The organism is Agrobacterium vitis, assembly GCF_037039395.1.
GTDB classification, from domain to species: domain Bacteria; phylum Pseudomonadota; class Alphaproteobacteria; order Rhizobiales; family Rhizobiaceae; genus Allorhizobium; species Allorhizobium vitis_E.
In genome coordinates, this window is record NZ_CP146242.1 from 1564639 (window position 1) to 1588348 (window position 23710).

The 23710-nt window shown below is 58.5% G+C and carries 23 protein-coding genes; 15 read left to right on the forward strand and 8 right to left on the reverse strand.

Annotation, left to right across the window (positions count from 1 at the left end; genetic code table 11):
• Nucleotides 1-26: 26 nt before the first annotated feature.
• Entirely contained in the window at nucleotides 27-1922 is a 1896-nt protein-coding gene (locus tag V6582_RS10000; RefSeq protein WP_156631160.1) for an extracellular solute-binding protein, read from the reverse strand.
• Nucleotides 1923-2210: 288 nt separating this feature from the next.
• On the opposite strand from V6582_RS10000, the gene mepA reads away from it, so the two are divergent.
• From mepA to V6582_RS10030, 6 genes are all read left to right on the forward strand, one after another.
• Nucleotides 2211-3221 (forward strand): penicillin-insensitive murein endopeptidase, encoded by a 1011-nt coding sequence (gene mepA, locus V6582_RS10005; protein WP_156631273.1) that lies wholly within the window; start codon nucleotides 2211-2213, stop codon nucleotides 3219-3221.
• A gap of 83 nt (nucleotides 3222-3304) precedes the next feature.
• Nucleotides 3305-3685 (forward strand): methylglyoxal synthase, encoded by a 381-nt coding sequence (locus V6582_RS10010; protein ID WP_060719362.1) that lies wholly within the window; start codon nucleotides 3305-3307, stop codon nucleotides 3683-3685.
• A gap of 47 nt (nucleotides 3686-3732) precedes the next feature.
• Nucleotides 3733-4755, forward strand: a complete 1023-nt coding sequence (locus V6582_RS10015) for a glucokinase (protein ID WP_156631161.1) — start codon at nucleotides 3733-3735, stop codon at nucleotides 4753-4755.
• A 104-nt stretch (nucleotides 4756-4859) separates the two neighbouring features.
• Nucleotides 4860-6650 carry an ABC transporter ATP-binding protein gene (locus tag V6582_RS10020; RefSeq protein ID WP_156631162.1) on the forward strand — a complete coding sequence of 597 codons (1791 nt, stop codon included), beginning with the start codon at nucleotides 4860-4862 and terminating at the stop codon, nucleotides 6648-6650.
• A gap of 100 nt (nucleotides 6651-6750) precedes the next feature.
• Nucleotides 6751-7563 carry a 4-hydroxy-tetrahydrodipicolinate reductase gene (gene dapB, locus V6582_RS10025; RefSeq protein ID WP_156631274.1) on the forward strand — a complete coding sequence of 271 codons (813 nt, stop codon included), beginning with the start codon at nucleotides 6751-6753 and terminating at the stop codon, nucleotides 7561-7563.
• Nucleotides 7564-7597: 34 nt separating this feature from the next.
• Nucleotides 7598-8233, forward strand: a complete 636-nt coding sequence (locus V6582_RS10030; protein WP_156631163.1) for a 2,3-bisphosphoglycerate-dependent phosphoglycerate mutase — start codon at nucleotides 7598-7600, stop codon at nucleotides 8231-8233.
• A gap of 249 nt (nucleotides 8234-8482) precedes the next feature.
• On the opposite strand, the gene V6582_RS10035 is transcribed toward V6582_RS10030, so the two are convergent.
• The 7 genes from V6582_RS10035 to V6582_RS10065 all read right to left on the reverse strand — a co-directional run bounded on the left by V6582_RS10035 (nucleotide 8483) and on the right by V6582_RS10065 (nucleotide 14101).
• A complete protein-coding gene (locus V6582_RS10035) occupies nucleotides 8483-9019 on the reverse strand; it encodes a TIGR02281 family clan AA aspartic protease (protein ID WP_156631164.1) in 537 nt (178 codons plus the stop codon).
• 130 nt (nucleotides 9020-9149) lie between these two features.
• Nucleotides 9150-9779 (reverse strand): uracil phosphoribosyltransferase, encoded by a 630-nt coding sequence (gene upp, locus V6582_RS10040; protein ID WP_060719365.1) that lies wholly within the window; start codon nucleotides 9777-9779, stop codon nucleotides 9150-9152.
• An 84-nt stretch (nucleotides 9780-9863) separates the two neighbouring features.
• Entirely contained in the window at nucleotides 9864-10862 is a 999-nt protein-coding gene (locus tag V6582_RS10045; RefSeq protein ID WP_156631165.1) for an adenosine deaminase, read from the reverse strand.
• Nucleotides 10859-12079, reverse strand: coding sequence for a phosphopentomutase (locus V6582_RS10050; protein WP_156631166.1), 1221 nt, complete (start codon nucleotides 12077-12079; stop codon nucleotides 10859-10861). Before V6582_RS10050 ends, V6582_RS10045 begins: the two co-directional genes overlap by 4 nt.
• 144 nt (nucleotides 12080-12223) lie before the next feature.
• Nucleotides 12224-12808 (reverse strand): TadE/TadG family type IV pilus assembly protein, encoded by a 585-nt coding sequence (locus V6582_RS10055; protein WP_156631167.1) that lies wholly within the window; start codon nucleotides 12806-12808, stop codon nucleotides 12224-12226.
• Entirely contained in the window at nucleotides 12805-13428 is a 624-nt protein-coding gene (locus tag V6582_RS10060) for a TadE/TadG family type IV pilus assembly protein (RefSeq protein WP_156631168.1), read from the reverse strand. Before V6582_RS10060 ends, V6582_RS10055 begins: the two co-directional genes overlap by 4 nt.
• Before the next feature lie 226 nt (nucleotides 13429-13654).
• A complete protein-coding gene (locus V6582_RS10065; protein ID WP_420360170.1) occupies nucleotides 13655-14101 on the reverse strand; it encodes a pilus assembly protein N-terminal domain-containing protein in 447 nt (148 codons plus the stop codon).
• Between the two features lie 377 nt (nucleotides 14102-14478).
• On the opposite strand from V6582_RS10065, the gene V6582_RS10070 reads away from it, so the two are divergent.
• The 9 genes from V6582_RS10070 (at nucleotide 14479) to V6582_RS10110 (ending at nucleotide 23441) form a co-directional block, all read left to right on the forward strand.
• Nucleotides 14479-14664, forward strand: a complete 186-nt coding sequence (locus V6582_RS10070; protein ID WP_156631169.1) for a Flp family type IVb pilin — start codon at nucleotides 14479-14481, stop codon at nucleotides 14662-14664.
• Nucleotides 14665-14860: 196 nt separating this feature from the next.
• Nucleotides 14861-15379 carry an A24 family peptidase gene (locus tag V6582_RS10075; RefSeq protein WP_156631170.1) on the forward strand — a complete coding sequence of 173 codons (519 nt, stop codon included), beginning with the start codon at nucleotides 14861-14863 and terminating at the stop codon, nucleotides 15377-15379.
• Nucleotides 15380-15489: 110 nt separating this feature from the next.
• Nucleotides 15490-16299 (forward strand): Flp pilus assembly protein CpaB, encoded by an 810-nt coding sequence (gene cpaB, locus V6582_RS10080; RefSeq protein ID WP_156631171.1) that lies wholly within the window; start codon nucleotides 15490-15492, stop codon nucleotides 16297-16299.
• A gap of 14 nt (nucleotides 16300-16313) precedes the next feature.
• Nucleotides 16314-17873 carry a type II and III secretion system protein family protein gene (locus tag V6582_RS10085; protein ID WP_420360171.1) on the forward strand — a complete coding sequence of 520 codons (1560 nt, stop codon included), beginning with the start codon at nucleotides 16314-16316 and terminating at the stop codon, nucleotides 17871-17873.
• A gap of 11 nt (nucleotides 17874-17884) precedes the next feature.
• On the forward strand, nucleotides 17885-18601 hold the full coding sequence (locus V6582_RS10090) for a CpaD family pilus assembly protein (RefSeq protein ID WP_197434336.1): 717 nt from the start codon (nucleotides 17885-17887) through the stop codon (nucleotides 18599-18601).
• Nucleotides 18602-18626: 25 nt separating this feature from the next.
• Nucleotides 18627-19913: a CtpF protein gene (locus tag V6582_RS10095; RefSeq protein WP_156631174.1), complete on the forward strand. Its 1287-nt coding sequence runs from the start codon at nucleotides 18627-18629 to the stop codon at nucleotides 19911-19913.
• A gap of 50 nt (nucleotides 19914-19963) precedes the next feature.
• Complete coding sequence (locus V6582_RS10100; RefSeq protein ID WP_070163979.1) at nucleotides 19964-21442, forward strand: CpaF family protein; 1479 nt, start codon at nucleotides 19964-19966, stop codon at nucleotides 21440-21442.
• Between the two features lie 4 nt (nucleotides 21443-21446).
• Nucleotides 21447-22451: a type II secretion system F family protein gene (locus V6582_RS10105; protein WP_156631175.1), complete on the forward strand. Its 1005-nt coding sequence runs from the start codon at nucleotides 21447-21449 to the stop codon at nucleotides 22449-22451.
• A 9-nt stretch (nucleotides 22452-22460) separates the two neighbouring features.
• A complete protein-coding gene (locus V6582_RS10110) occupies nucleotides 22461-23441 on the forward strand; it encodes a type II secretion system F family protein (RefSeq protein WP_156591411.1) in 981 nt (326 codons plus the stop codon).
• Nucleotides 23442-23710 lie beyond the last annotated feature (269 nt).

Genomic DNA, 23710 nt, shown 5'->3' on the forward strand with positions numbered 1-23710 from the left:
ATGCCGCCGTATGGTCATGCATAGGGTTAATTCGAGGCTTGCTTTGACCACCAGATATCGGGGAAACCACTGGCAAATTCCGGCAGGTCCTGGGGATGGGCAAACTTGTCCCAATAGGCAAACCACATCTCGCCGCGGGTGTAGGACGGCACGACATAAGCGCCCGCCAGCAGCAGCCTGTCGAGGGCGTGGGCGGTTGCGATCAAAGTGTCGCGGTCTTTCGCAAAGATAATCTGGTCGATCAAGGCATCGATGCCCGGATTCTTTATACCGGCATAATTGCGCGAAGCCGTGGTGTCGGCACTGGCCGACCCCCAGTAATCGCGCTGCTCATTGCCGGGATTGGTGGATTGCTCCGCAACATAATAGACGGCGTCATAATCGAAGCTACGCAACCGGCTGGTGAATTGGGAGGAATCGACGCTTCGGACATTGACCTCGATGCCGATTTTTCGCAGATTATTGGCATAGGGCAATGCCACCCGCTCGATGAGCGGACCATCCAGCAAAATTTCGAACGTGAACGGTTTGCCGGTCGCCTTGGACACCATCCGGTTGCCGCGCAATTCGTAGCCTGCCTTGGCGAAAAGCGAAATAGCCATGCGCAGATTGTCACGCTGCTTTGCGGGGTCTCCATTGACCGGATTTTTATAGACCGTGGAGAACACCTCCGGCGGCACATATTGCTTGATCCCGTTCAGGATCTCCAACTCCTTGCCCTCAGGCAAGCCGCTGGAGGCCAGGTCATTTCCATAGAAATAGCTGTCGATCCGCTTGTAGAGCCCGAAAAACACCGTTCGGTTCAGTTCCTCGAAATCGAAAGCATAATTCAACGCCTTGCGGACATTCACATCCTTGAACTGCTCCCGCCGCGTATTGAGGAAGAAGCCCATCATCAAGCCGGCTTTGCGGTAATCGTTCGGGATCTGCTCGCGCTTGATTCTGCCTTGGACGGCAGCCGGAAAATCGTAGGACTTGGTCCAGCGCATGGCGGAATTTTCAAGCCACAGATCGGTCGCGCCAGAACGGAAACCTTCGAATGCGACATTGATATCGGCATAATAGGTGTAGGATATACTGCGGAAATTATTGTAGCCGATATTGACGTTGATATCCTTGCCCCAATAGTCATCCCGCAATTCGTAGCGCACCGATCCACCCGGCGAAAATCCGGCGATGCGATAGGGACCAGATCCCATGATCGGCTCAAGCGTCGTCTTGGAGATGTCACGCGGCTTGCCATCGGGTCCCTGGGCTTGCCACCAATGCTTTGGAACGACGTCGAGTTGCCCGACAATCGAAGGCAGTTCCTTGTTGCCTTTCTGATCGAACGTGAACGTGACTTCCTGGTCGCCAGTCTTTTCGGCCTTCACAACATGACTATAATAAATCGCAGCCGCCGGGTTGAGCTGCTTGACGGCATCGAAACTGAAAACAACATCATCCGGGGTGACTGGCTGGCCATCCGCCCATTTGGCCTCGCGCCGCAGCCGAAATTTCACATAGGAAACGTCGTCGGGATAGGCGAGCGCCTCCGCCAGCAGACCGTAGCTGACGCCATCCTCATCGAGCGAGGATTTGAGCAGGGTTTCGGTCACAAGCGATGCGCCAGGGGGCGACGATAGCAGCACCTGGACACCATCTGCCAACTGCCCCTTACCCGCGATCGGATTGAAGGTATCGAAGGTGCTGCCGAGCGACGAAAGTTTCAATTCCCACGCCTTCGGCGCATCGGGATTGACATAGTTGAAGCGTTGAAAACCCTCGGGATATTTGGGTGCATCGATCACGCCGATGGCGTAGCGCCATTGCGGCTCCTCTGCGAAAGCCTGAGTGGCCAAGCTCTGTGCGGCACAGAGACCCAAGAACAATGGGCCCAAAAACAATGCGCGTATTTTTGCCCCGGCGCGGATGACAGCCATAAATTACCCTCGAACTTCAACAGAAAGGCCGACAATGCCTTTCCACCTGCGTGATGCCCCACATTTCTGTCGGAGAAAGAGACCCTTGCAGTGGTGATTTGGCTGACAAGATAAGACAAAACCGGGCGAAAGACAGGCTTTGGCACGCAAACCCACACAAACTCTCCGGTTTTGCGGAAAGCCGGGTTCCACTTTCGTCTGGCAAACCCTAGTTTCATCGAGGTGCAGACGGATGATTCCGCAAGGACGAGGTGAAATTTGACGAGACGATCAACAGTGCTACGGGCGATGACAGCCGGGCTGGCGGTTCTTTCACTCGGGATCGACATGGCCATGGCAGGGCCGGATCAACCCGCAAAACTCGCCTTCCCCCAGGAAACCCTTCCCAATGCAGGGCCGGTCATGCCCTATGGTTCCTATGCGCGCGGCTGCATGAGCGGGGCGGTCGCCCTGCCGACGGATGGACCCAATTGGCAGGCGATGCGGCTATCGCGCAATCGCCGCTGGGGCAATCCGGCGATGATCCAGACCATTGAGCAACTGTCGCGCGATGCGCAGAAGATCGGTTGGCCGGGGCTGCTGGTCGGCGATATCGCCCAGCCGCGCGGCGGGCCGATGGCCAATGGCCATGCCTCCCACCAGATCGGGTTGGACGCCGATATCTGGCTGACCCCGATGCCTGCAAAACGCCTGACCGTGCAGCAACGCGAGGATCTGCCCTTTACCTCGATGATCCTGAAGGACAAGTTCCTGACGATCAATCCGCAGACCTGGACACCGACCCATGCCCGGCTGCTGATGCTGGCGGCAAGCTATCCGCAGGTCGAGCGGCTTTTCGTCAATCCAACCATTAAGAAGAAACTCTGCGAAAGCTGGACGGGCGACCGGACCAATATGGGCAAGATCCGTCCGATCTATGGCCATGACGCCCATTTCCATATCCGGCTTTCCTGCCCGCCCGGTGCCGCCGGTTGCAAGCCGCAAGCGCCTGTTGCTCCCGGCGACGGCTGCGACAAATCGCTGGCCTGGTGGTTTACCAAGGAACCGTGGGAACAGAAGAAACGCGACCCGAATGCCAAGCCCCCGCCGCCGCCACGCCCCGTGATGGTTTCGGACCTGCCCAAGGCCTGTGCCGCGGTGCTGGATGCTCCGGCTGTCGCCAGCGAGAAACAGGCGACTTTTGGCGGCGCCAAGGCCTATGTCAGTCCGGGGTCTGCCTCGGTAAAAGCCTCCTCAGCCGCCCCTGATGATGCCAACCTGCCGAGCGAGGACGTTCCATCGCCGTCGCCGCGCCCCTAAGATCAGGCGGGGGCGGCTTTTCAATTCCCTGCCCCTTGGTATAAGAGATCCGCAAATCGATTTAAACGCTCAGGGGAGAACCAATGGCTGAGCGCCAGAAGATTGCGCTGATCGCGCATGACAAGATGAAGGACCAGATGGCGGCGTTTGCCCGCCATCATCAGAGTTTTCTTGAGCAATGGCAGATTGTCGCCACCGGCACCACGGGCGCACGGGTGCAGGACGCCTGTCCGAAACTGGACGTTCTCAGGATGAAAAGCGGCCCTCTGGGCGGCGACCAGCAGATCGGTGCGATGATCGCCCAGGAAGAAGTCGCCATGCTGATCTTCTTCGTCGATCCCCTCACCCCCATGCCCCATGACGTCGATGTCAAGGCGCTGATGCGACTGGCTATTCTTTACGACACACCGATGGCGCTCAACCGGGCGACAGCCGACCGTCTGTTGCCCGTGATCACGGAATAATATCAAACCGCAAGGCCGAAGCCGCGTGACCAGAAATGGATTTTTCAATGCCAAAACCTCATGACAATGATCACATGCCCTTTCCGGTTCTTGTCGGCGATATCGGCGGCACCAATGCCCGTTTCTGGATTCTGACGGATGCCCATGCCGCGCCAAGGGAATTTCCCAATATCCGGACAGCGGATTTCCCGACCATCGACCAGGCCATACAGGATTGCATTCTCGACAAATCCGGCTTCCAGCCGCGCTCGGCCATCCTGGCTGTGGCCGGTCCGATCAAGGATGACGAAATTCCGTTGACCAATTGTCCCTGGGTCATTCGTCCCAAGGCGATGATTGCCGATCTCGGCTTTGACGATGTGCTGGTGGTCAATGATTTCGAGGCGCAGGCGCTGGCCGCTGCATCACTGGGGCGCAACGACCGTGAACCGATCGGTCCCCTGACCGAAACATCGCTGAATTCCCGCGTCATTCTGGGCCCCGGCACCGGGCTTGGTGTTGGTGGGCTGCTTTATACCCATCATACCTGGTTTCCGGTTCCCGGCGAAGGCGGACATGTGGATATCGGGCCGCGCAGCGAGCGGGATTGGCAGATTTTTCCACATATCGAGCGGATCGAAGGCCGGATTTCCGGCGAGCAGATCCTGTGCGGGCGCGGCATCCTGCATCTCTACAATGCCATCTGCGCGGCCGATGGCATTGCGCCTGTATGGACCGATCCCGCCGATGTGACACAGCATGCCCTAAAGGGCAATGATCCGGTCTGCGTGGAAACCATGACACTGTTCGTCACCTATCTTGGCCGGATTGCAGGCGACATGGCTCTGGTTTTCATGGCCCGTGGCGGCGTTTTCCTGTCTGGCGGCATTTCGCAAAAGATCATCCCCCTGCTGAAGAGCCCGGTCTTCCGGGCCGCATTCGAGGACAAGGCGCCGCATACGGAGATGATGCAGTCCATTCCCACCTTTGTCGCCATTCACCCGCAGGCCGCCCTTTCGGGACTGGCAGCCTATGCCCGCACGCCATCGAGCTATGGCGTGAAGCATGAAGGGCGTCGCTGGCAGCGTTGATTGCGTCGCGCATTGCTCTATGGTCAAAAGCCGCCGGACTGGCTATAGACCGGCTGGCGCGGCCATGATGGTCGCTATGACGAACCGAATGGGAAAGACATTTCTTGCGCGACACCATCAAGACCTCCCTGCCAGAATCCTCGGAAAGCATCACGGCAGTTCTTAAGCGGGTCATCGCCGAAAACGGCCGCGATCATGTGCGCGGCTATGTCTTCGCCATCATCTGCCTGGCAACTGTGGCGCTGACGACGGCCTTTACCGCCTGGATCATGGAAACTGTCATCAACGAGGCCTTCGCCAACAAGCGCGCCGATCTGGTCTGGATCATTTGCGTCTCGATCTTCGTTGCCTTTTCCCTGCGTGGCCTTGCCAGCTATGGCCAGGCCGTGGCTTTGTCCAAGATCGGCAATAATATTGTCGCGCGCTATCAGAAGCGGTTGTTCAGCCATCTGATGACGCTGTCGATGGGCTATTTCAACGAGGCCCGCTCGGCGCATCTGGCCGCCCAGGTCAGCCAGAATGTCAATGGCATCAGGGATGTCCTGAACCTGACCGTCACGTCGACGGCACGGGATCTGCTCAGCCTCATCGGCTTGATCGCGGTCATGCTCGCCAAGGATTGGGTGCTGACGTTGATCGTCTTCGTGGTGGCGCCTCCGGTTCTCTATTCGCTGCGCTATATTTCCAAGCGGCTGCGCAAGGCGACGACGGATTCCGTCATTCTCAACAGCCGGGTGCTCGGCGCCATGCAGGAAAGCGTCCAGGGCATCGCGGTGGTCAAGGCCTTCACCATGGAGGAGGAGCTTGGCCGCAAGGTGGAAGGCATTATCGACAGCGCCGAAAGCCGCGCCAATCGCATTGCCCGCCTGAGCGAACGCACCTCGCCGATTACCGAGAGCTTTGCTGGCCTCGCCATTGCCGCCGTGATTGCCTATGCCTCCTACCGCACCATCGCCGGAGGCATGTTGCCGGGCGCGTTCTTCTCCTTCATCGCCGCCCTGCTGATGGCCTATGAGCCTGCCAAGCGGCTGGCAAAATTGCAGATCCAGATGGAACGGGCCGTGGTCAATGCCCGGATGATCTATGCGATCCTTGACACCCAGCCGCACCAGCGCGACAAGCCAAACGCTGGCGAATTGAAGGTCACCGAAGCCCGCATCGAGTTCAAAGACATTCATTTTGCCTATGGCAACGGCCCTGAAATTCTGAAGGGCGTCGATATCACTGCCGAAGGCGGCAAGACCACGGCGCTGGTCGGGCCATCGGGTGCCGGCAAATCCACCATCATCACACTGATTCCGCGCTTCTACGATCCGCCGCAGGGCCAGATCCTGATCGACGGGCAGAACATTGCCGATGTGACCAAGGCCTCTTTGCGCAAGCATATCGCCTATGTATCGCAGCATCCCTACCTGTTCGAAGGCACGATCCGCGACAATATCCGCTATGGCCGCCCCGACGCCACCGATGCCGAAGTGGAAGAGGCCGCGCGCCTTGCCTACGCCCACGACTTCATCCTGGCCCAGCCCTATGGCTATGAAACGCCGGTGGGTGAAAACGGCCTGACGCTGTCCGGTGGCCAGCGCCAACGCCTGTCTATCGCCCGCGCTCTGGTGCGCAACGCGCCGATCCTGCTTCTGGACGAAGCGACATCCGCTCTCGATACCGAATCGGAAGCCGCTGTGCAGAAGGCATTGGACGAAGCCATGAACGGCCGCACCGTCGTGGTCATCGCGCACAGGCTTTCCACCGTGGTCAAGGCCGACAAGATCGTCGTGATGCAGGAGGGCCGCGTGGTCGAAGTGGGCAACCACAGGACGCTGACCGAAAGGCCGGAAGGGCTTTACGCCCGGCTGAACAACATGCAGGCAACCAACGGAAGCCCTTCATTGTAAGTGCAAAGCCTGTGCAGAAGGACGGATGAGGACGGAGAGAGGCATGACAGTTGCGTTGAACACCGATCCGATCAAGGCCAACACGATCAAGGCTGGACCGATGAAACTGGTCGTGGTTGGCGCCAACGGACGCATGGGCCAGGCCCTGGTGCGGATCATTTGCGAGACGCAAGGTGCTGTGCTGCATGCGGCGGTGGGCCGTCCGGGCTCTGCCTCGATTGGCCGGGATGCCGGTGATCTGGCCGGCGTCGGTCCACTGGGTGTTCCCGTCACCGACGATGCACTGGCCGCCTTCGTCAATGCCGATGGGGTGATCGACTTTACCAGGCCGGAAACCTCGGTGGAATTTGCCGCCCTGGCAGCCCAGGCCCGCATCGTCCATATCATTGGCACCACGGGATGCTCGCCAGCCGACGAGGCGAAGTTCGAAGCGGCAGCGCGCCATGCCAGAATTGTCAAATCCGGCAATATGAGCCTCGGCGTCAATCTGCTCTCTGTTCTGGTCGCCCAGGCGGCAAAGGCTCTGGAAGCGTCTGGCTGGGATATCGAAGTGCTGGAAATGCATCACAAACACAAGGTCGATGCGCCCTCGGGCACCGCCCTTCTTCTGGGGGAAGCCGCCGCCAAGGGGCGTGGCATCGACCTGAAGGACAATGCCGTCAAAGTGCGCGACGGCCATACCGGCCCGCGTGCGCCCGGCTCGATCGGCTTTGCAACGCTGCGCGGCGGCTCGGTGATCGGCGAACATTCCGTGCTTCTGGCTGGCGAAGGTGAGATCGTGACGCTTTCCCATAGCGCTGGCGACCGCTCAATCTTTGCACGCGGCGCGGTCAAGGCCGCGCTCTGGGCGCAGGATAAGAAGCCCGGCCTTTACTCCATGCTCGATGTTCTCGGGCTTTCATCTCCGCAATAATGTTTCCAGTAACGTCAATGAGAGGATTTTGTCGATGACCGGTACCCTCGTGCTCGTGCGCCATGGCCAGAGCGATTGGAATTTGAAGAACCTGTTCACCGGTTGGCGCGACCCCGACCTGACCGAACTTGGCGTGCAGGAAGCCAATGCTGGCGGCAAGGCGCTGAAGGATTACGGTATTCAATTCGATATCGCCTACACATCCGATCTTTCCCGCGCCCAGAAGACCTGCGGTATCATTCTCGACAATCTTGGCCAATCCGGCCTTGAAACCATCCGCGATCAGGCGCTCAACGAGCGCGATTACGGCGATCTTTCCGGCCTGAACAAGGATGACGCCCGGGCCAAATGGGGCGAAGAACAGGTGCATATCTGGCGCCGCTCCTACGACATCCCGCCACCGGGCGGCGAAAGCCTGCGCGATACCGGCGCCCGCGTCTGGCCCTATTACCTCACCGAAATCCTGCCGCGCGTGCTGCGGGGCGAAAAGGTGCTGGTGGCTGCCCATGGCAATTCGCTGCGCTCGCTGGTGATGGTGCTGGACAAGCTGACCAAGGAACAGATCCTCAGCGTCAATCTCGCCACCGGCGTGCCGATGGTCTACAAGCTGAACGCCGATTCCACCGTGGCCTCCAAGGAGGTCTTGGGCGACATGTCCGGCGCGCATTGAGCGCAGGTTCATCAACTTTAAACCAATGACGTTAGGGCTCCTCCAAAAGGAGCCCTCAGTTTGTTGACAAACCCCAATCTCGGCATTTCGTCACCCTCGGACCTGCCCCGAGGGTCTGCTATCGCTGAATAAGCATTGACGTTGTTAGACAAAATTAACGTGCGTAGATGCTCGGCACAAGGCCGAGCATGACGTCGAGGATAAATACGGGGTTTGTCAGCAGTCTGAGGGCTCCTCCAAGAGGAGCCCTTATTTTTGACTGAGCTTCAACTGGCCATCTTCAACTTTGTAGCTGCCGAGCTGTTTCAGGAATGTCATGCCGATCAGCGTGCCGGACAGGGCCTTGTCCTTCATTACCATGGCTTGAACCTGCGTGACGCGCACCCCGCCAACCTCCACCCGGTCCAACATTACCACCGCAGCCAAAGTGTCGCCATTGGCGGTATTAACCTTGTATTTGAAGTTCAGATCGTTGCCGCCGAAACCCAGCCTGCGGGCCGTGGTTTCATTGATGGCAACCGTGCTTGCGCCGGTATCGATCATCGCATCGACGGTTTTGCCGTTGATGCGGAAAGGTGCAATGAAATGGCCCCGGCCATCGGCTTTCAGGATCGCCTGACCTGAACCGGCGACCGGCTGTGGCGTGGCCGCGAGACGGGTTGCCTCAAGGCGCGCCGCTTGGGATTGCTTTTCCTGGCCACTTTCCGCCCTGTCCTGCAAATAGGCAGGCAATTGCGTGGCGACGAGGACTGTCAGACCGGCAAAAACCACAACCCGCATGAACATCACATCTCTCTCCAGATCTATCGAAGATAGAAACGGTGGGCAGGATTTCACTTCGGTTAACACAAACGCTCAAAAGCAAACCCCGGCACAGGAAGCACCGGGGTTGAAGCCGTTCGTCGTTAAGAAAGTTTTACTTCGTGCCGTACATCCGGTCACCGGCATCGCCCAGGCCAGGCACGATATAGCCCTGCTCATTCAGGTGACTGTCGATCGACGCCGTAAAGATCGGCACATCTGGATGAGCTTCGCGGAAATGCTTCAGGCCTTCAGGAGCTGCCAACAGGCAGACGAAACGCAGGTTTTTAGCACCGCGCTCCTTCAGCTTATCGACGGCGGCAATGGAGGAATTGCCGGTGGCCAGCATCGGATCGACGACGATCACCAGCCGCTCCGACAGGTTTTCCGGGGCCTTGAAGTAATATTCGACCGGCTGCAAGGTCTCGTGATCGCGGTAGACGCCGACATGCGAGACACGGGCAGAGGGGACGAGATCCAGCATGCCTTCCAGCAGGCCGTTTCCGGCCCGCAGAATGGAGGCGAATACCAGCTTCTTGCCTTCCAGCACCGGCGCTTCCATTTCCACCATCGGTGTTTCGATGGTTTCCACGGTCAGTTCCAGATCGCGGGTCACTTCATAGCAGAGCAGCGTCGAGATTTCCCGCAGCAGCCGGCGAAAGCCCGCCGTCGAGGTTTCCTTGCGGCGCATGAAGGTCAGCTTATGCTGCACCAGGGGGTGATTGATGACTGTGACGCCGTCCATGGGAAACCTCTTGTCTCTTCCGCTCTATTCCTGACTGTGATGTTTCTTCCAACGAATCGGTGGGATGAGCAAGGCTTGCAGCCGTTAAATCGCTGCCTCATCCCCAGAACCAGCCGCTTGCAGCCGCTGCAACAGGTTTTGGCGGGTCGCCTCATCCACGAAAGCCGCTTCGATTGCCGTGTTCGTCATGGCGTTGATCTCGGCATTTGAAAAGCCCATCTCCGCAACGATGGCATAATCTCGTGCCAGTGATGTCTGGAAAAACGGCGGATCGTCGGAATTGATACACATTCGCACCCCGGCATCGGCCAGAGCCCGCATCGGATGACTGGCATAATCCTCAAACACCTTGAGCGCGATATTGGAAGCCGGACAGACCTCAAGGACCACGCCTTCATCCGCCAACCGCCTGACCAGATCAGCATCCTCAATGGCGCGAACCCCATGGCCGACGCGGCTCGGGCGCACCAGATCCAACGCGTCACGAACACTGAACGCGCCACAGAGTTCGCCAGCATGGATGGTAATGCCATAGCCCGCCTCGCGGGCGATGTCGAAAGCCGGGGCGTAGTCCGCCACCCGGTTCATCCGCTCCTCCCCCGCCATGTTGAAGCCAGTGATCAGCGGGTGCTGGTAATCGGCCAGCCATTTCGCCCGGCGCAAGACGTTTTCCGGCCCCAGATGCCGTTCGCCGATTATCACCATCCGGCATTCGATACCGGTCTTGGCCCGGGCAGCTGCAATGCCCTCTGCCAGCCCTTCAATATAGGCTTCGGCGGACAATCCCACCGCCTCGCCGTGATCAGGCGAAACGAATAGCTCGCTATAGATCGTATTGACGCCCGCCAGTTCGCTCAGATAGGCCTCGGCCAGGGCGGCGAAATCCTCCTCGCTGCGAAACACCGAGGCGACAAAATCATAGGCCGCTATGAAACTGGTGAAATCCCCCCAGACATAAGCGTCATCCCGAAGGAAGGCTCGGGCGTCGATACCGTATTTCTCGGCTTGGGCCGCGACCAGAGCCGGCGGTGCGGCGCCTTCGATATGGCAATGCAATTCGGCTTTCAACAGCGATGCGGTCATAGGAAACTCCTGCCATGGCGCCCCGGAGCAATGCCGAGATGGGCTGCAATCGTTTCGCCGATATCGGCATAGGTGTCGCGAATGCCGATAGAACGCGCCCGGATGCCGGGACCGAACGCCATGATCGGCACCCGCTCGCGCGTATGATCGGTGCCACGCCAGGTCGGATCGCAGCCATGATCGGCGGTCAGGATCACCATGTCTCCAGGGATAAGCTTGCGGTAGACATCCGGCAGCCACAGATCGAAGGCTTCCAGCGCCGCAGCATAACCCGGTACATCGCGGCGATGGCCATACAGCATATCGAAATCGACGAAATTGGTGAAAACCAGATCGCCCTCTGCCGCTTCGTCCATCACCGCCAACGTCGTCTCCATCAAGGCGGCATTGCCATTGGCCTTGATTTCGCGGCCTGTCCCCTGATGGGCGAAGATATCGCCGATCTTGCCAATCGCATGCACCGTGCGGCCCGCTTCACTCAGCCGGTCGAGCAGGGTCGGCTCCGGGGGCGGGACCGAATAATCCCGCCGATTGCCGGTGCGTTGGAAAGTCGAAGCACTGTTGCCGATAAAGGGGCGGGCGATCACCCGACCGATCCTGTAGGGGGTGAGCAATTCCCGGACGATTTCGCAGAGCTGCAGCAGACGCTCCAGCCCGAACACATGCTCATGGGCGGCAATCTGGAAGACACTGTCGGAGGATGTATAGCAGATCGGCTGGCCCGTTCGGCAATGCTCCTCACCCAACCGGGCCAGGATGTCGGTGCCAGAGGCATGACAATTGCCGAGAATGCCGGGAAGATCGGCGCGTTTACAAATCTCGGCGACGAGATCGGCGGGAAAGGCATCGCCTTCTTGCGGGAAATAACCCCAGTCGAACATCACGGGCGTACCGGCGATTTCCCAATGGCCGGACGGTGTATCCTTGCCCCGGGAAATTTCGTTGGCCGCACCGTGGAGACCAAAGACCCGTTCCGGCAGGGCCATGCCCGCAGGCAGGCTGCCGCTGGCCAGGCTGGCAATCTGCAACAGGCCCAGCGCCGACAGGTTCGGCAATATCAGCGGCCCGGAACGCAGGCCATCGCGGTCTCCGGCACCGGCGGCGCAGAATTCTGCGATATGCCCCAGCGTATCGGCCCCGTCATCGCCATAGGCTGGCGCATCGGGGGCGCCGCCGACACCGAAGGAATCGAGAACAAACAGAAAGGCTCGCGCCATGCTTCACCCGTCACGCCCGGTCATGCCTTGCATTTCACCTTAAATCGCTTCGTGATTCAGATGAGACGTAGCAGCAGGCAGTTGAATATCAATCGGACGGATTGAATAGACATTTAGGCAGGCAATGGCAAATCTCTACTCAGATCAGCAATCCGAGCAGGCAATCTCACCGTTCTCCCGCTGACGGAAGTAATAATCCCTGGCGATGGTAATGGTGTTGACGCTCGATCCCGAAAATCCCGGCAGATAGGTGACAAGCTCATGCGGCACAGTCAGTTCCGCGTGAACGAAAAAGGCATTGGCAGCCGCCATGCCGGACGGCAGCGTGACCGTTGCACCGGTTGCATAGGGTTTGGAGCCATCCTGCGCCCAGGACCAGGCAATCGTCGCCTTGACGTTGCTGTCCACCTTGATGCCGGTGATCTTCAGCGCATAGCCCGTGGTCGCAGTCGGCGCAAACATGGCCTTCAGCACATCCGGCATGGTCGCCAGGAAGGTCTTGTTGACCGTTTTCTGCTGGCGCGCCACGATATCGGCGATGGCCCCGGCGCTGTTGGTGGCGCGTTGGGAAACGCTGAGTGCCATGGTGAGTTCGAACGCGCCGAGATACAAAACCAGCAGCAGGGGTACGATCAGGGCAAATTCTACCGCGCCCACGCCGGATCGATCCAGGGCCAATCGCCGGAACGGTCTGCACAGACGGAACATCAACACCGATATCGACCTCATGGATAATTCTCGTTCTGGAATGCCATGGTCGACACGATCAGATAATCTGAGTTGCTGGAGACGCCGGGGCGATGGATCGTGGCGATATAGGGACGGACAAGATCCGTGGTGACCGGCCAGTAATAAAAGGCGCGCAGCATATTGATCGAACTTGCTCCACCCGGCGTGAAAGCAAAACTGCTCGTATCGAGACTACCCCCCGTGGTGGCGATGGTGGTGGGCATGGCGGAAAAGGCCGAGAAGGTTCGCACATCGAGCCAGAGCCGGTTAGGTGTTGCCACTTCATCCGCGTCGCAGGTGAGAAGAAAGGAAATCTCGTTGCAGAATAGCTGGCGGAATTCCGTGGCCGTCTTATCGGTGCTGCGGGTCAGGTTATAGGTGATATTGCCGGTGCGCAATTGCCTGCCGAGCGTATCGACCGCTGAATTGACGGTCTGTTCGGCAATGAAAGCCACGAATGTTTCCAGAATGGCAAAAATGATCAGGAAGTAAGGAATGGCCAGAATGGCGAATTCGATGGCCGCCGATCCGTCACGGGAACGACGCAAACGCCTGGCCGCTAATATCCATCTGCGCCATCGTCCGTCGCGTTTGTCACGGGTGCCATCTGGAAAGACCATCGTCTGAATGCCGGTTGTTGTGCCTGATAGCAAGCTAGGGCTGGATCTATTTAATTTTCGTTGCCGAATTCCTTCAGTTTGAACAGGATAATACGGAAACGACTTAAAACTTAATTTTAGGTATTTTGAATAAATTCATGTTGTTACTGCATGATTTCTTATGCAGGCGCTGATTCCGCAACGATACGGCAGATAAAGTCTCACTGTGTCGCGTAGCGACCTGCCGCTATTGGCTGGTTACGCTGGAAACACTATTGCTGGAAGACGCATCTCCGGTGGAATTGCCAGACTGCGAATGCTGCTCACAGCTTGGCGTGCAGGACAGGACCGTGCGTTGCGTCTGTTTGTACAGCCGAACTGTATTGGCTTCATCGATAGAGACAAGAATGCGCTCGTCGAAAATAGCATTGCCCTGGCTGTCGAGCAGAACCAAATTCGTCGTTCCGAAGCTCCGCCCTGTCAACACGATGGTTTTCGGGTCGGCCACGGTGGCATCGGCGACTTTCTCATTACCGATGATGACCTTGCTGACGGGACGGTCGAGTTTGAGAATGCGGGCCTGGTTCATGACCACGCGCAAAAGTGGGTCTTCAGCACGAGCCGTGCCGGAAACTGTCGCCATTCCGGCAAGCAATAACGCAAAACAGCAGCGAAACGACATCGTCAGCGTCATGGAAAATATTCTCTCGTGCAGATAAGAACCATAGATTGAGGTAAAATGGTAAATGAACCATGAAGCCGCCGTCTCCTCTCAGAACACAATACGGTTCATCTCCCGATAAACATTGGCATGTCCGCGGCCATAACTGACACATACTTGCATAACTTCGCATGTAAACATGCCGTAGGTTGGCCCTTTTTCCGAAGTGAATACAATTTTTCCGACTATCTTTCAGCTTCATTTACCACACTGAAATCAAGCTGCCGTTCAAGGATAATTAACTTGTTTTCTTAAGGCGATAGCAATGCGGCGACCTGTAATTTCAGTTCAACCGGACAACAAAAAACAGTTGGCGGACCAGAGAAACCCTTATGGAGCAGGAGAAGAGCATGTCCAAGATTTTCGCACGTTTTATGAAGGATGAATCCGGCGCGACCGCCATCGAATACGGTCTGATCGCCGCTTTGATTTCCGTGGCCCTCGTCGCTGGTGCAACGACGCTCGGAACCAGCATCAACAGCACGTTCACCAATCTGACAACGCAGATGAATAAGGGTGTTGAGGCAACAAAATAAGCTTCAAGTGAGCAGCCTCATGGCTACAAAAGCCGCCTCGCAAGGGCGGCTTTCCTGTTTTTTCGCGGGTCCCCGCCCCAAATTATTATCCTAAAATTATTATCATTGCCGCATTTTCGGTTTCGGGAGAGATTCCGTAAAGGCTTTGCGTCATGATTATTGCGTCCAAATCACCTCCTCAAGGGATACGTCCGCCATGCTGGCTGTCACGCTGTCACTGATCATGCCTCTTTGTCTGGCACTGGCGGCCTTTACCGATTTGTTCGAGATGAAGATCCCCAATGCGATCCCGCTTGCGCTGCTTATCGGCTTTGCCGCCCTCGCCCTGGTGTTGGGCCTGCCTTTAGGCTTGGCCGGTCTGCATCTCGCAGCAGGTCTGATTGTATTTTTCGGTTGCTTCACGCTGTTTGCCGTCAATGTCATGGGCGGCGGCGACGCCAAGCTTTTGACCGCTGCTGCCGTCTGGTATGGCTTCAACATCAGCCTGGTGGAATTTCTGATCGAAGTCGCGGTGTTCGGCGGCGTGCTGACCCTGATGATCCTGGCTTTGCGCAGCCAGGCCAATACCGTGATGGCCCTTGGCCTGCGCCTGCCGCGCTCGCTGATCGTCGAGAAAAAAATCCCCTATGGCATTGCGATCGCCATTGGTGGTTTTTGCAGTTTTCTCAGTGCCCCAGTGGTGACATTGGCCTTGGCGACAGTTTCGCCGAAATAAATCCAGCAATATTTTGTTAACCACACCAGTAAGGCGGTTGTTAACTATAATTACACCAATTTCTGTTCTTTTCGACCTTAAGAAAGCTTCCGCCGACTTAAGGACAGACCATGAAGCCCGCCCGCATTCTCATTCTCTTTGTCGCCGTGGCTGCGGCCGGGCTGGCCGGTCTGCTGGCCATGGGGCTGAGCGGGCAAAAGCACGTGGTGGTGCAGCAATCCGAGCCTGTGGTGACGAAGGAGCCGACCACCAAGGTGCTGATCGCCGCCGCCAGTCTGCCGGTCGGCGCCCGCCTGACCGATAAGGCCATGCGCTGGATGGACTGGCCGAAGACCGATCTGGTCGACGGCTTCGTGACGGAGGAAAACCGTCCCCAGGCCCTGAGCGACCTTGCCGGGCTTGTTGTGCGCCTGCCGATTTTCGAAGGTGAGCCGATACGGATCGAAAAGATCGCCGACGCCTCCAGCCGTACCCTTTCAGCCCTGCTTCCAGCCGGAAAGCGGGCAATCTCCACGGAAATTTCCGTGGCAACCGGTGCTGGTGGTTTCATCCTGCCGAATGACCGCGTTGACGTAATCATGGTCCGCAAGGGCGATAACGACAATCATCTGACCGAAACCGTGCTGTCCAATGTCCGCGTTCTCGCCATCGACCAGCAGATCGAGGAAAAGAACGACGGCACCCGTTCGGTCATCGGCACCACCGCAACGCTGGAACTGACACCGGAGCAAACCAAGGTGCTGACGGTTGCCCAGCAGATGGCCGAGCGCCTGTCATTGGCGTTGCGTTCCGTGGCGGATGCCCAGGAGCAGGACAATAGTTCCGCCAGCTACCTGCTGAGCGGCGATAGCGGCGGGCCACAGGTGCAGGTCATCAAATCCGGGCAGATCGTCAAGAGCGCGGGAGCTGCAAAACAATGAACGGACGATTTGCCATGCGCCTTACCCCCGCCCGCCTGCTGCGGATGATGATCACCGGCAGCCTTTCGCTTGGCCTGTCGATCACCGGCCTGCCGGGAGAAAATATGCTTGTCTGGCAGGCCGACGCGCTTGCCGCGGGAGCCCAGAGCCTGGTGCGCATCGCCCAAACCGGCCCCGGTGTGCGGCGTGATCTGAAGCTTGGCCTCAACAAGGCCATCGTCGTCGATCTGCCTGAAGATGCGCATGATATCCTGGTGGCCGACCCGGAACTGGCCGATGCCGTTACCCGCACCTCGCGCCGGATCTATCTGTTCGGCAAGAAGGTCGGCCAGACCAATATTTTCATTTTCGGGGCAGATGGCCGCGAGATCGTCAGTCTCGATCTGCAAATCGAACGGGATATCGAGGGTCTGCAAACCAACCTGAGCCGGTTCATCCCTGAGTCCAATATCAAGGTCGAGATTATCTCTGACAACGTCGTGCTGAGCGGCACGGTGCGCACACCGCAGGATTCGTCGCGGGCCGTCAGCCTTGCCAAGGCCTTCCTCCAGGGTGGTGAAGCCACCACCCGCGGAGAAACCGCAACCAGCGACAGCAGTGGCGACGGTGCGGTGGCCATCTACGCGGAAAACCGTCAGACCTCGCAGATCGTCAACATGCTGACCATCGAAGGCGAAGATCAGGTCACGTTGAAAGTCACTGTTGCCGAGGTCAGCCGCCAGGTGCTGAAACAGCTCGGCGTCAGCGCCAGCGCCACCGATGGCACCAGCGGCATCAGCTACGCCAATCCTTCCAATCTCGGCAACTCCGTCGACGTTGGCGGCACCGCCACAATTTCCAAGACATTCGGCAGCTTTGGCATCAGCGCCTATGTCAACGCCATGGAACAGGCCGGTGTGATGCGCACGCTGGCCGAGCCCAGCCTGACGGCGATTTCCGGCGAACAGGCGAAATTCTATGTCGGCGGCGAATATCGGCTGGCAGCCGGCCAGGAAATCAGCACCGACAGCACAACCGGGCAGAAAACCGTCTCTCGTACGACCTCGACCGTCGATTACGGTATTCAGCTGAACTTCCGGCCGGTCGTGCTCTCTCCCGGCCGGATCAGCCTGGCGATCGAAACCAATGTTTCCGAACCGACCTATGAAGGATCGGTGGTAGAGGGCAATTCGGATGCATCCATCCCTGGTTCCACCTATCTGTCGATCCGCAAGCGCGAAGCCTCGACCACGGTCGAGCTGCCCTCCGGCGGATCGATTGTGATCGCCGGTCTGGTTCAGGACAATGTCCGCCAGGCCATGTCCGGCCTGCCGGGTATTTCGAAAATCCCGATCTTCGGCACGCTGTTTCGCAGCAAGGACTTCGTGCGCAACGAAACCGAACTGGTGATCATCGCCACGCCCTATCTGGTTCGGCCCGTTACCCGCAATGCGCTGGCGCGTCCTGACGACAATTTCAATCCTGCCGGAGACGGCGCCATGTATTTCCTGAACCGTGTCAACAAGGTTTACGGCCGCAAGGAAGCCACGGCGAACGGCCCCTATCACGGCACTGTCGGCTATATTTACAAATGAGGGCGGACGCGATGACACTTCACCCAGCTTTTGCCCAGAGTCATACCTTGACTCGTCGCTTGGCCCGCACCGTGGCACTCTGCCTTGGCGTGATAGCCATCCTGCCGCTAGCCAGTTGCGGCGGTATGAAAGACGAGATGTCCACCGGCTCGATCCCCGACGATTACCGGACCCGCCACCCGATCATCGTCACCGATGTCGAGCATTCGCTGGATCTTCCGGTCGCGCAGGGTTCAGGCCGTCTGACAATCGGCATGAGCGATGCAGTGACGGGCTTTGCCCAGGACTACCGCAATGCGTCCACCGGCTATGTGCAGATCCTGGTGCCGCAAGGCTCTCCCAATACAATGGCGGCCTCCAGCATCGCACGCCAGGTGCGCAGCCTGCTGGTTTCCAAGGGCATTGCCGCCCCCAAAATCGTTGAACGGCCTTACCGGGCGGGCGCAACAGGTGATGCCGCGCCGATCCGGCTGAGCTATGTCGCAACCACGGCGGTGGCCGGACCGTGTGGTCAATGGCCGGAGGATCTCTCCAACGACACGGCGCAGAACAAGAACTGGCAGAATTTCGGCTGTGCCTCCCAGGCCAATCTGGCCGCGCAGGTTGCCAGCCCGACGGACCTGATCGCCCCGCGCGGTATGACGCCGATCGATGCCGAGCGGCGCTCGACGGTGATCGACAATTATCGCGACGGCAAGGATACCTCTACCACGACATCCACGGATTGATCGACAAGGATCGCGGGGCAGGCTGATGAATACCATCAAATACGATATCGCCGGATCGAAAGAAGACGGCCTAGCCTCAGAGCCGGTGAGAACCGGCAATCTCGAGCAATTGCGGCCCTTGCCGCGCATTTCCGTCCATGCGTTCTGCATCTCGGACAATGTGCTGGCCGTGATGGAAGAGGCCGCCCGTGACCGGCGCATGACAAAGGTCAGCATGCGGGTAACAAGCGGCGGCATTTCGGCGGCAGTCAATATGTTTGCAGGGGCGCCGACCCCCAATCTGGTCATTCTGGAAACCGATGCGAAGCCTGAGAACCTGCTTTCCGAGCTGGCGCCGCTGGCCGATGTCTGCGATCCCTCGACCCGGGTCATCGTCGTCGGACGCTATAACGACATCGCTCTTTACCGCGAATTGATGCGCAATGGTGTCTCCGATTATATCGTTGCGCCGGTCAGCATGGCCGACGTCATCGGGGCCTTGTCGTCGATCTTCATCGATCCCGATGCCGAGCCGCTTGGACGCAGCATCGCCTTCATCGGCGCAAAAGGCGGCGTCGGCTCCTCCACCATCGCCCATAATGCCGCCTTCATGGTCGCCTCGCTGTTTTCCTCCGAAACCATCCTGGCCGATCTGGACCTTCCCTATGGCACGGCCAATATCGATTTCGATCAGGACCCGGCCCAGGGCATAGCCGAAGCGGTCTTTGCTCCGGAGCGCCTGGACGAAGTGTTTCTGGACCGGCTGCTGACCTCGTGTTCGCAAAACCTGTCCCTGCTGGCCGCCCCTTCCCTGCTGGACCGGGCCTATGATTTTGAGCGCGGCGCCTTCCTGCCGCTGTTGGAAACCCTGCAACGCAGCGCCCCGGTCGCAGTGCTGGACCTGCCGCATAGCTGGAATGAATGGACGCTGGCACTGCTGTCGGAAGTGGATGAGATCGTTCTGACCTGCGTGCCGGATCTTGCCAATTTGCGCAACGTCAAGAACCTGCTCGATGCGCTGAAGCGGCTGCGGCCAAACGACAAGGCACCGCATCTGATCCTCAATCAGGCCGGAATGCCGAAACGGCCGGAAATTTCGCCCAGCGACTTTTTCGAACCGCTGGAAATGCAGCCCGCCGCGATCATTCCTTTCGATATCCAGCTGTTTGGCAATGCTGCCAATAGCGGCCGGATGATCGCCGAGATCGATGCGAAAAGTCCGACGGCGGAAACATTCTCGCAGCTCGCCCATCTCATCACCGGACGGGTCAGTATCAAAAAGCCCAAAAAAGCAGGACTCGGCACGATATTCGCCAAGCTGGCCCGCAAATAAACATGCAACCGAGAGCGTCTTTTGCATAGGCGCTCGACTGGAACGAGACAATGTTCGGTAAACGTGGAAATGAAGGGTCTGTAAAGTCCGGTTCCGGCATGGCGCCGCCGGTCTCGGCACTGTCATCGCCCGGCATGCCAGCGTCTGTGTCGGCCTCCGGGCGGATCGAACCGGGCCGCGCCGAGCCACCCAGGCCAGCCGCTCCCGCCGATCCAGCGCAGCGTCGTCGCCAGAACCGGACCGAGGATTATTACGATACCAAGAGCCAGGTTTTTTCGGCGCTGATCGACACGATCGACCTGTCGCAGCTTGCCAAGCTGGACGCGGAAAGTGCGCGCGAGGAAATCCGCGATATCGTCAACGATATCATTTCCATCAAGAATTTCGCCATGTCGATCTCCGAGCAGGAAGAGCTGCTCGACGATATCTGCAATGACGTGCTGGGCTATGGCCCATTGGAACCCTTGCTGGCCCGCGACGATATTTCCGACATCATGGTCAATGGCGCCGGCCAGACGTTTATCGAAGTCGGCGGCAAGACCATCGAATCGGACATCCGGTTTCGCGACAATTCCCAGCTTCTCTCCATCTGCCAGCGCATCGTCAGCCAGGTTGGCCGTCGCGTTGACGAGAGCAGCCCGATCTGCGACGCCCGCCTGCCGGACGGTTCGCGCGTCAACGTGATCGCTCCGCCGCTGTCCATCGACGGTCCGGCGCTGACGATCCGTAAATTCAAGAAGGACAAGCTCAACCTCGACCAGTTGGTCAAGTTTGGCGCAATCACCCCGGAAGGCGCGCAAGTCCTGCAAATCATCGGGCGGGTGCGCTGTAATGTGGTGATTTCCGGCGGCACCGGCTCAGGTAAAACCACCCTGCTCAATTGCCTGACCCGCTATATCGACGCCGACGAACGGGTGATCACCTGCGAAGATACGGCAGAATTGCAATTGCAGCAGCCGCACGTCGTCCGGCTGGAAACCCGCCCGCCGAATATCGAGGGTGAAGGCGAAATCACCATGCGCGATCTCGTCAAGAACTGCCTGCGCATGCGACCAGAACGGATCATCGTCGGTGAGGTGCGCGGATCGGAAGTCTTCGACCTGTTGCAGGCGATGAATACCGGCCATGACGGCTCGATGGGCACCATCCACGCCAATACCCCACGCGAATGCCTGAGCCGCATGGAATCGATGATTGCCATGGGCGGCTATTCCCTACCAGCAAAGACCGTGCGCGAGATTATTTCCGGCTCGGTCGACATCATCATCCAGGCCGCCCGTCTGCGTGACGGGACACGCCGCATCACCCAGATTACCGAGGTGGTTGGCATGGAAGGCGATGTCATCATCACCCAGGACCTGATGCGCTTTGAAATGGAAGGCGAGGACCTGACCGGCAAGATCATTGGCCGTCATGTGTCCACCGGCATTGGCAAGCCGCATTTCTGGGAACGCGCCCGCTATTACAACGAGGAGCGGCGCCTGGCGGCGGCGCTCGACGCCATGGAACAGAAAACCGGTGTAGTTTAAGCCCATGAACATCAATGTGCTCGCCATCGTGTTTCTTGCAGCCCTCGCGGCGGGATCGCTGGCCTATGTATTGTTGTTTTCACGGGTGCAGGCCGACAAGAAAACCGCCACCCGCCTCGCCCGGGTGAAAAATGCGGAAGCCGATACCGCCAAGAAACAGGTGGCGCGCGACCGGGTTCAGGAGCTTTCCAAGCGGCGCAAGTCCGTGCAGGACACGCTGAAGGAAATCGAACGCAAGCAGAATGAGAAAAACAAGAAAATCTCCAACCAATCGCTGAAACAGCGGCTCGGCCAGACCGGTCTCGATGTCAGCCTGACCCAGTTCAGCATTGCCAGCACCACGCTTGGCCTGGTGTTTTTCTGCCTGTGCTTTGTCCTCGGCATGTCCCTGTTTGTGTCCCTGGGTATCGCCTTTACGGCTGGTGCCGGCCTGCCGCGCTGGATCGTCAATTTCCTGATCCGCCGGCGTCAGGAAAAATTCCTGACCGAATTTCCCAATGCCTTGGACGTGATGGTGCGGTCGATCAAATCCGGTCTGCCGCTCAATGATTCCCTGAGGATGATCGCCGTCGATGCGCAGGAACCGGTCAAAACCGAGTTTCGCCGTGTGGTCGATGCCCAGCAACTGGGTATAACCGTGCCGGAAGCCTGCGCGCGCATGTTCAATTCCATGCCTCTGCAAGAGGTCAGCTTCTTTGCCATCGTCATCGCCATCCAGTCCCAGGCGGGCGGCAATCTCTCCGAGGCACTGGCCAATCTGTCAAAAGTGCTGCGCGAGCGGCGCAAGATGAAAGCCAAGGTCAGCGCCCTCTCCATGGAGGCCAAGGCATCGGCGGTGATCATCGGCGCGCTGCCCTTCATCGTCGCCTTTCTCGTCTACATTTCCTCCCCCGCCTATATCATGGTGCTGTTTACCGACCCGCGCGGCCATATGATTCTGGGAGTGTCGGCGGTGTGGATGTCCATCGGCATTCTTGTGATGCGCAACATGATCAATTTCGACATTTGAGGACATGCGATGTCTGCCGATCTTGCCGCCACACTGACCAACCCGACCCTGCTGATCGCCGTATTGGTGGCCATTGCGGTTTTTGCCACCCTTTACACCCTGATTTCACCGTTGCTGGAACGGAGCGACCTCAACAAGCGGATGAAGGCCGTTTCCTCCGAGCGCGAACTGATCCGCGCCCGTGAGCGGGCCAGGATGAACAGCGAGGGCGGACGCGGCAGCCTGCGCAATACCGATAACAGTTCGGCCCGCAAGATCGTCGAGCGTTTCAACCTGCGTAAGGCGCTGGTGGACGACAAGACCATGGACCGGCTGAAAACCGCTGGCTTGCGCTCCCAAAATGCCCTGAACATGTTTCTGACGGCCCGGTTCCTGCTGCCCTTCCTGTTCCTGGCGCTGGCAACCACCTGGATCTTCGGATTGCACAACATGCAGTCCCGGCCGTTTGCCGTGCGTTTCCTGGCGGCGGTTGTGGCGGGTTATGTCGGCTTTTACCTGCCCAATATCTATATTTCCAACCGGATTACCAAACGGCAGCATTCGATTCGCCGGGCCTGGCCCGATGCGCTGGATCTGATGCTGATCTGCGTCGAATCCGGCATGTCGATGGAAGCGGCGATGCGGCGCGTCGCCGATGAAATGGCGTCTCAATCTCCGGCTCTGGCCGAGGAAATGGTGCTGACCACGGCGGAACTGTCCTTCCTTCAGGACCGCCGCACGGCCTATGAAAATCTTGGAAACCGCACCCAGCTGGAAATCGTCAAATCCGTCTGCCAAGCACTGATCCAGGCGGAACGCTATGGAACGCCGATCGGCCAGGCCCTGCGCGTTCTGGCGCAGGAGGGCCGCGACGAGCGGATGAACGCCGCTGAGAAGAAAGCCGCCGCCCTGCCCCCAAAGCTGACCGTGCCGATGATCCTGTTTTTCCTGCCGGTGCTGGTCGCTGTTATTCTTGGTCCAGCCGGTATTCGCGTCTCCGACCGGTTCTAGGTATTTTGGCAGGGTAGACGTTTGATGGATTTCACGATCCGATACCAGTTGGCGAAACCGTGATCGGCAAGGCCTGCCTTATGCCCTTTTGTCCATGCGACAGCCTTCCTATATCAAAGAGAACACGCACGGCTTTGAGCAGCTCAGAAACAGATCTTCGATTGTTTGCCAGGGAAAAACACATACCGATTTCCCTACCCCTGCAAACCTGAGAAAAAGGGCCTGAGAAAAGGACTGCGCATCTGGACCTTTGGCGCCGTGTCAGCACA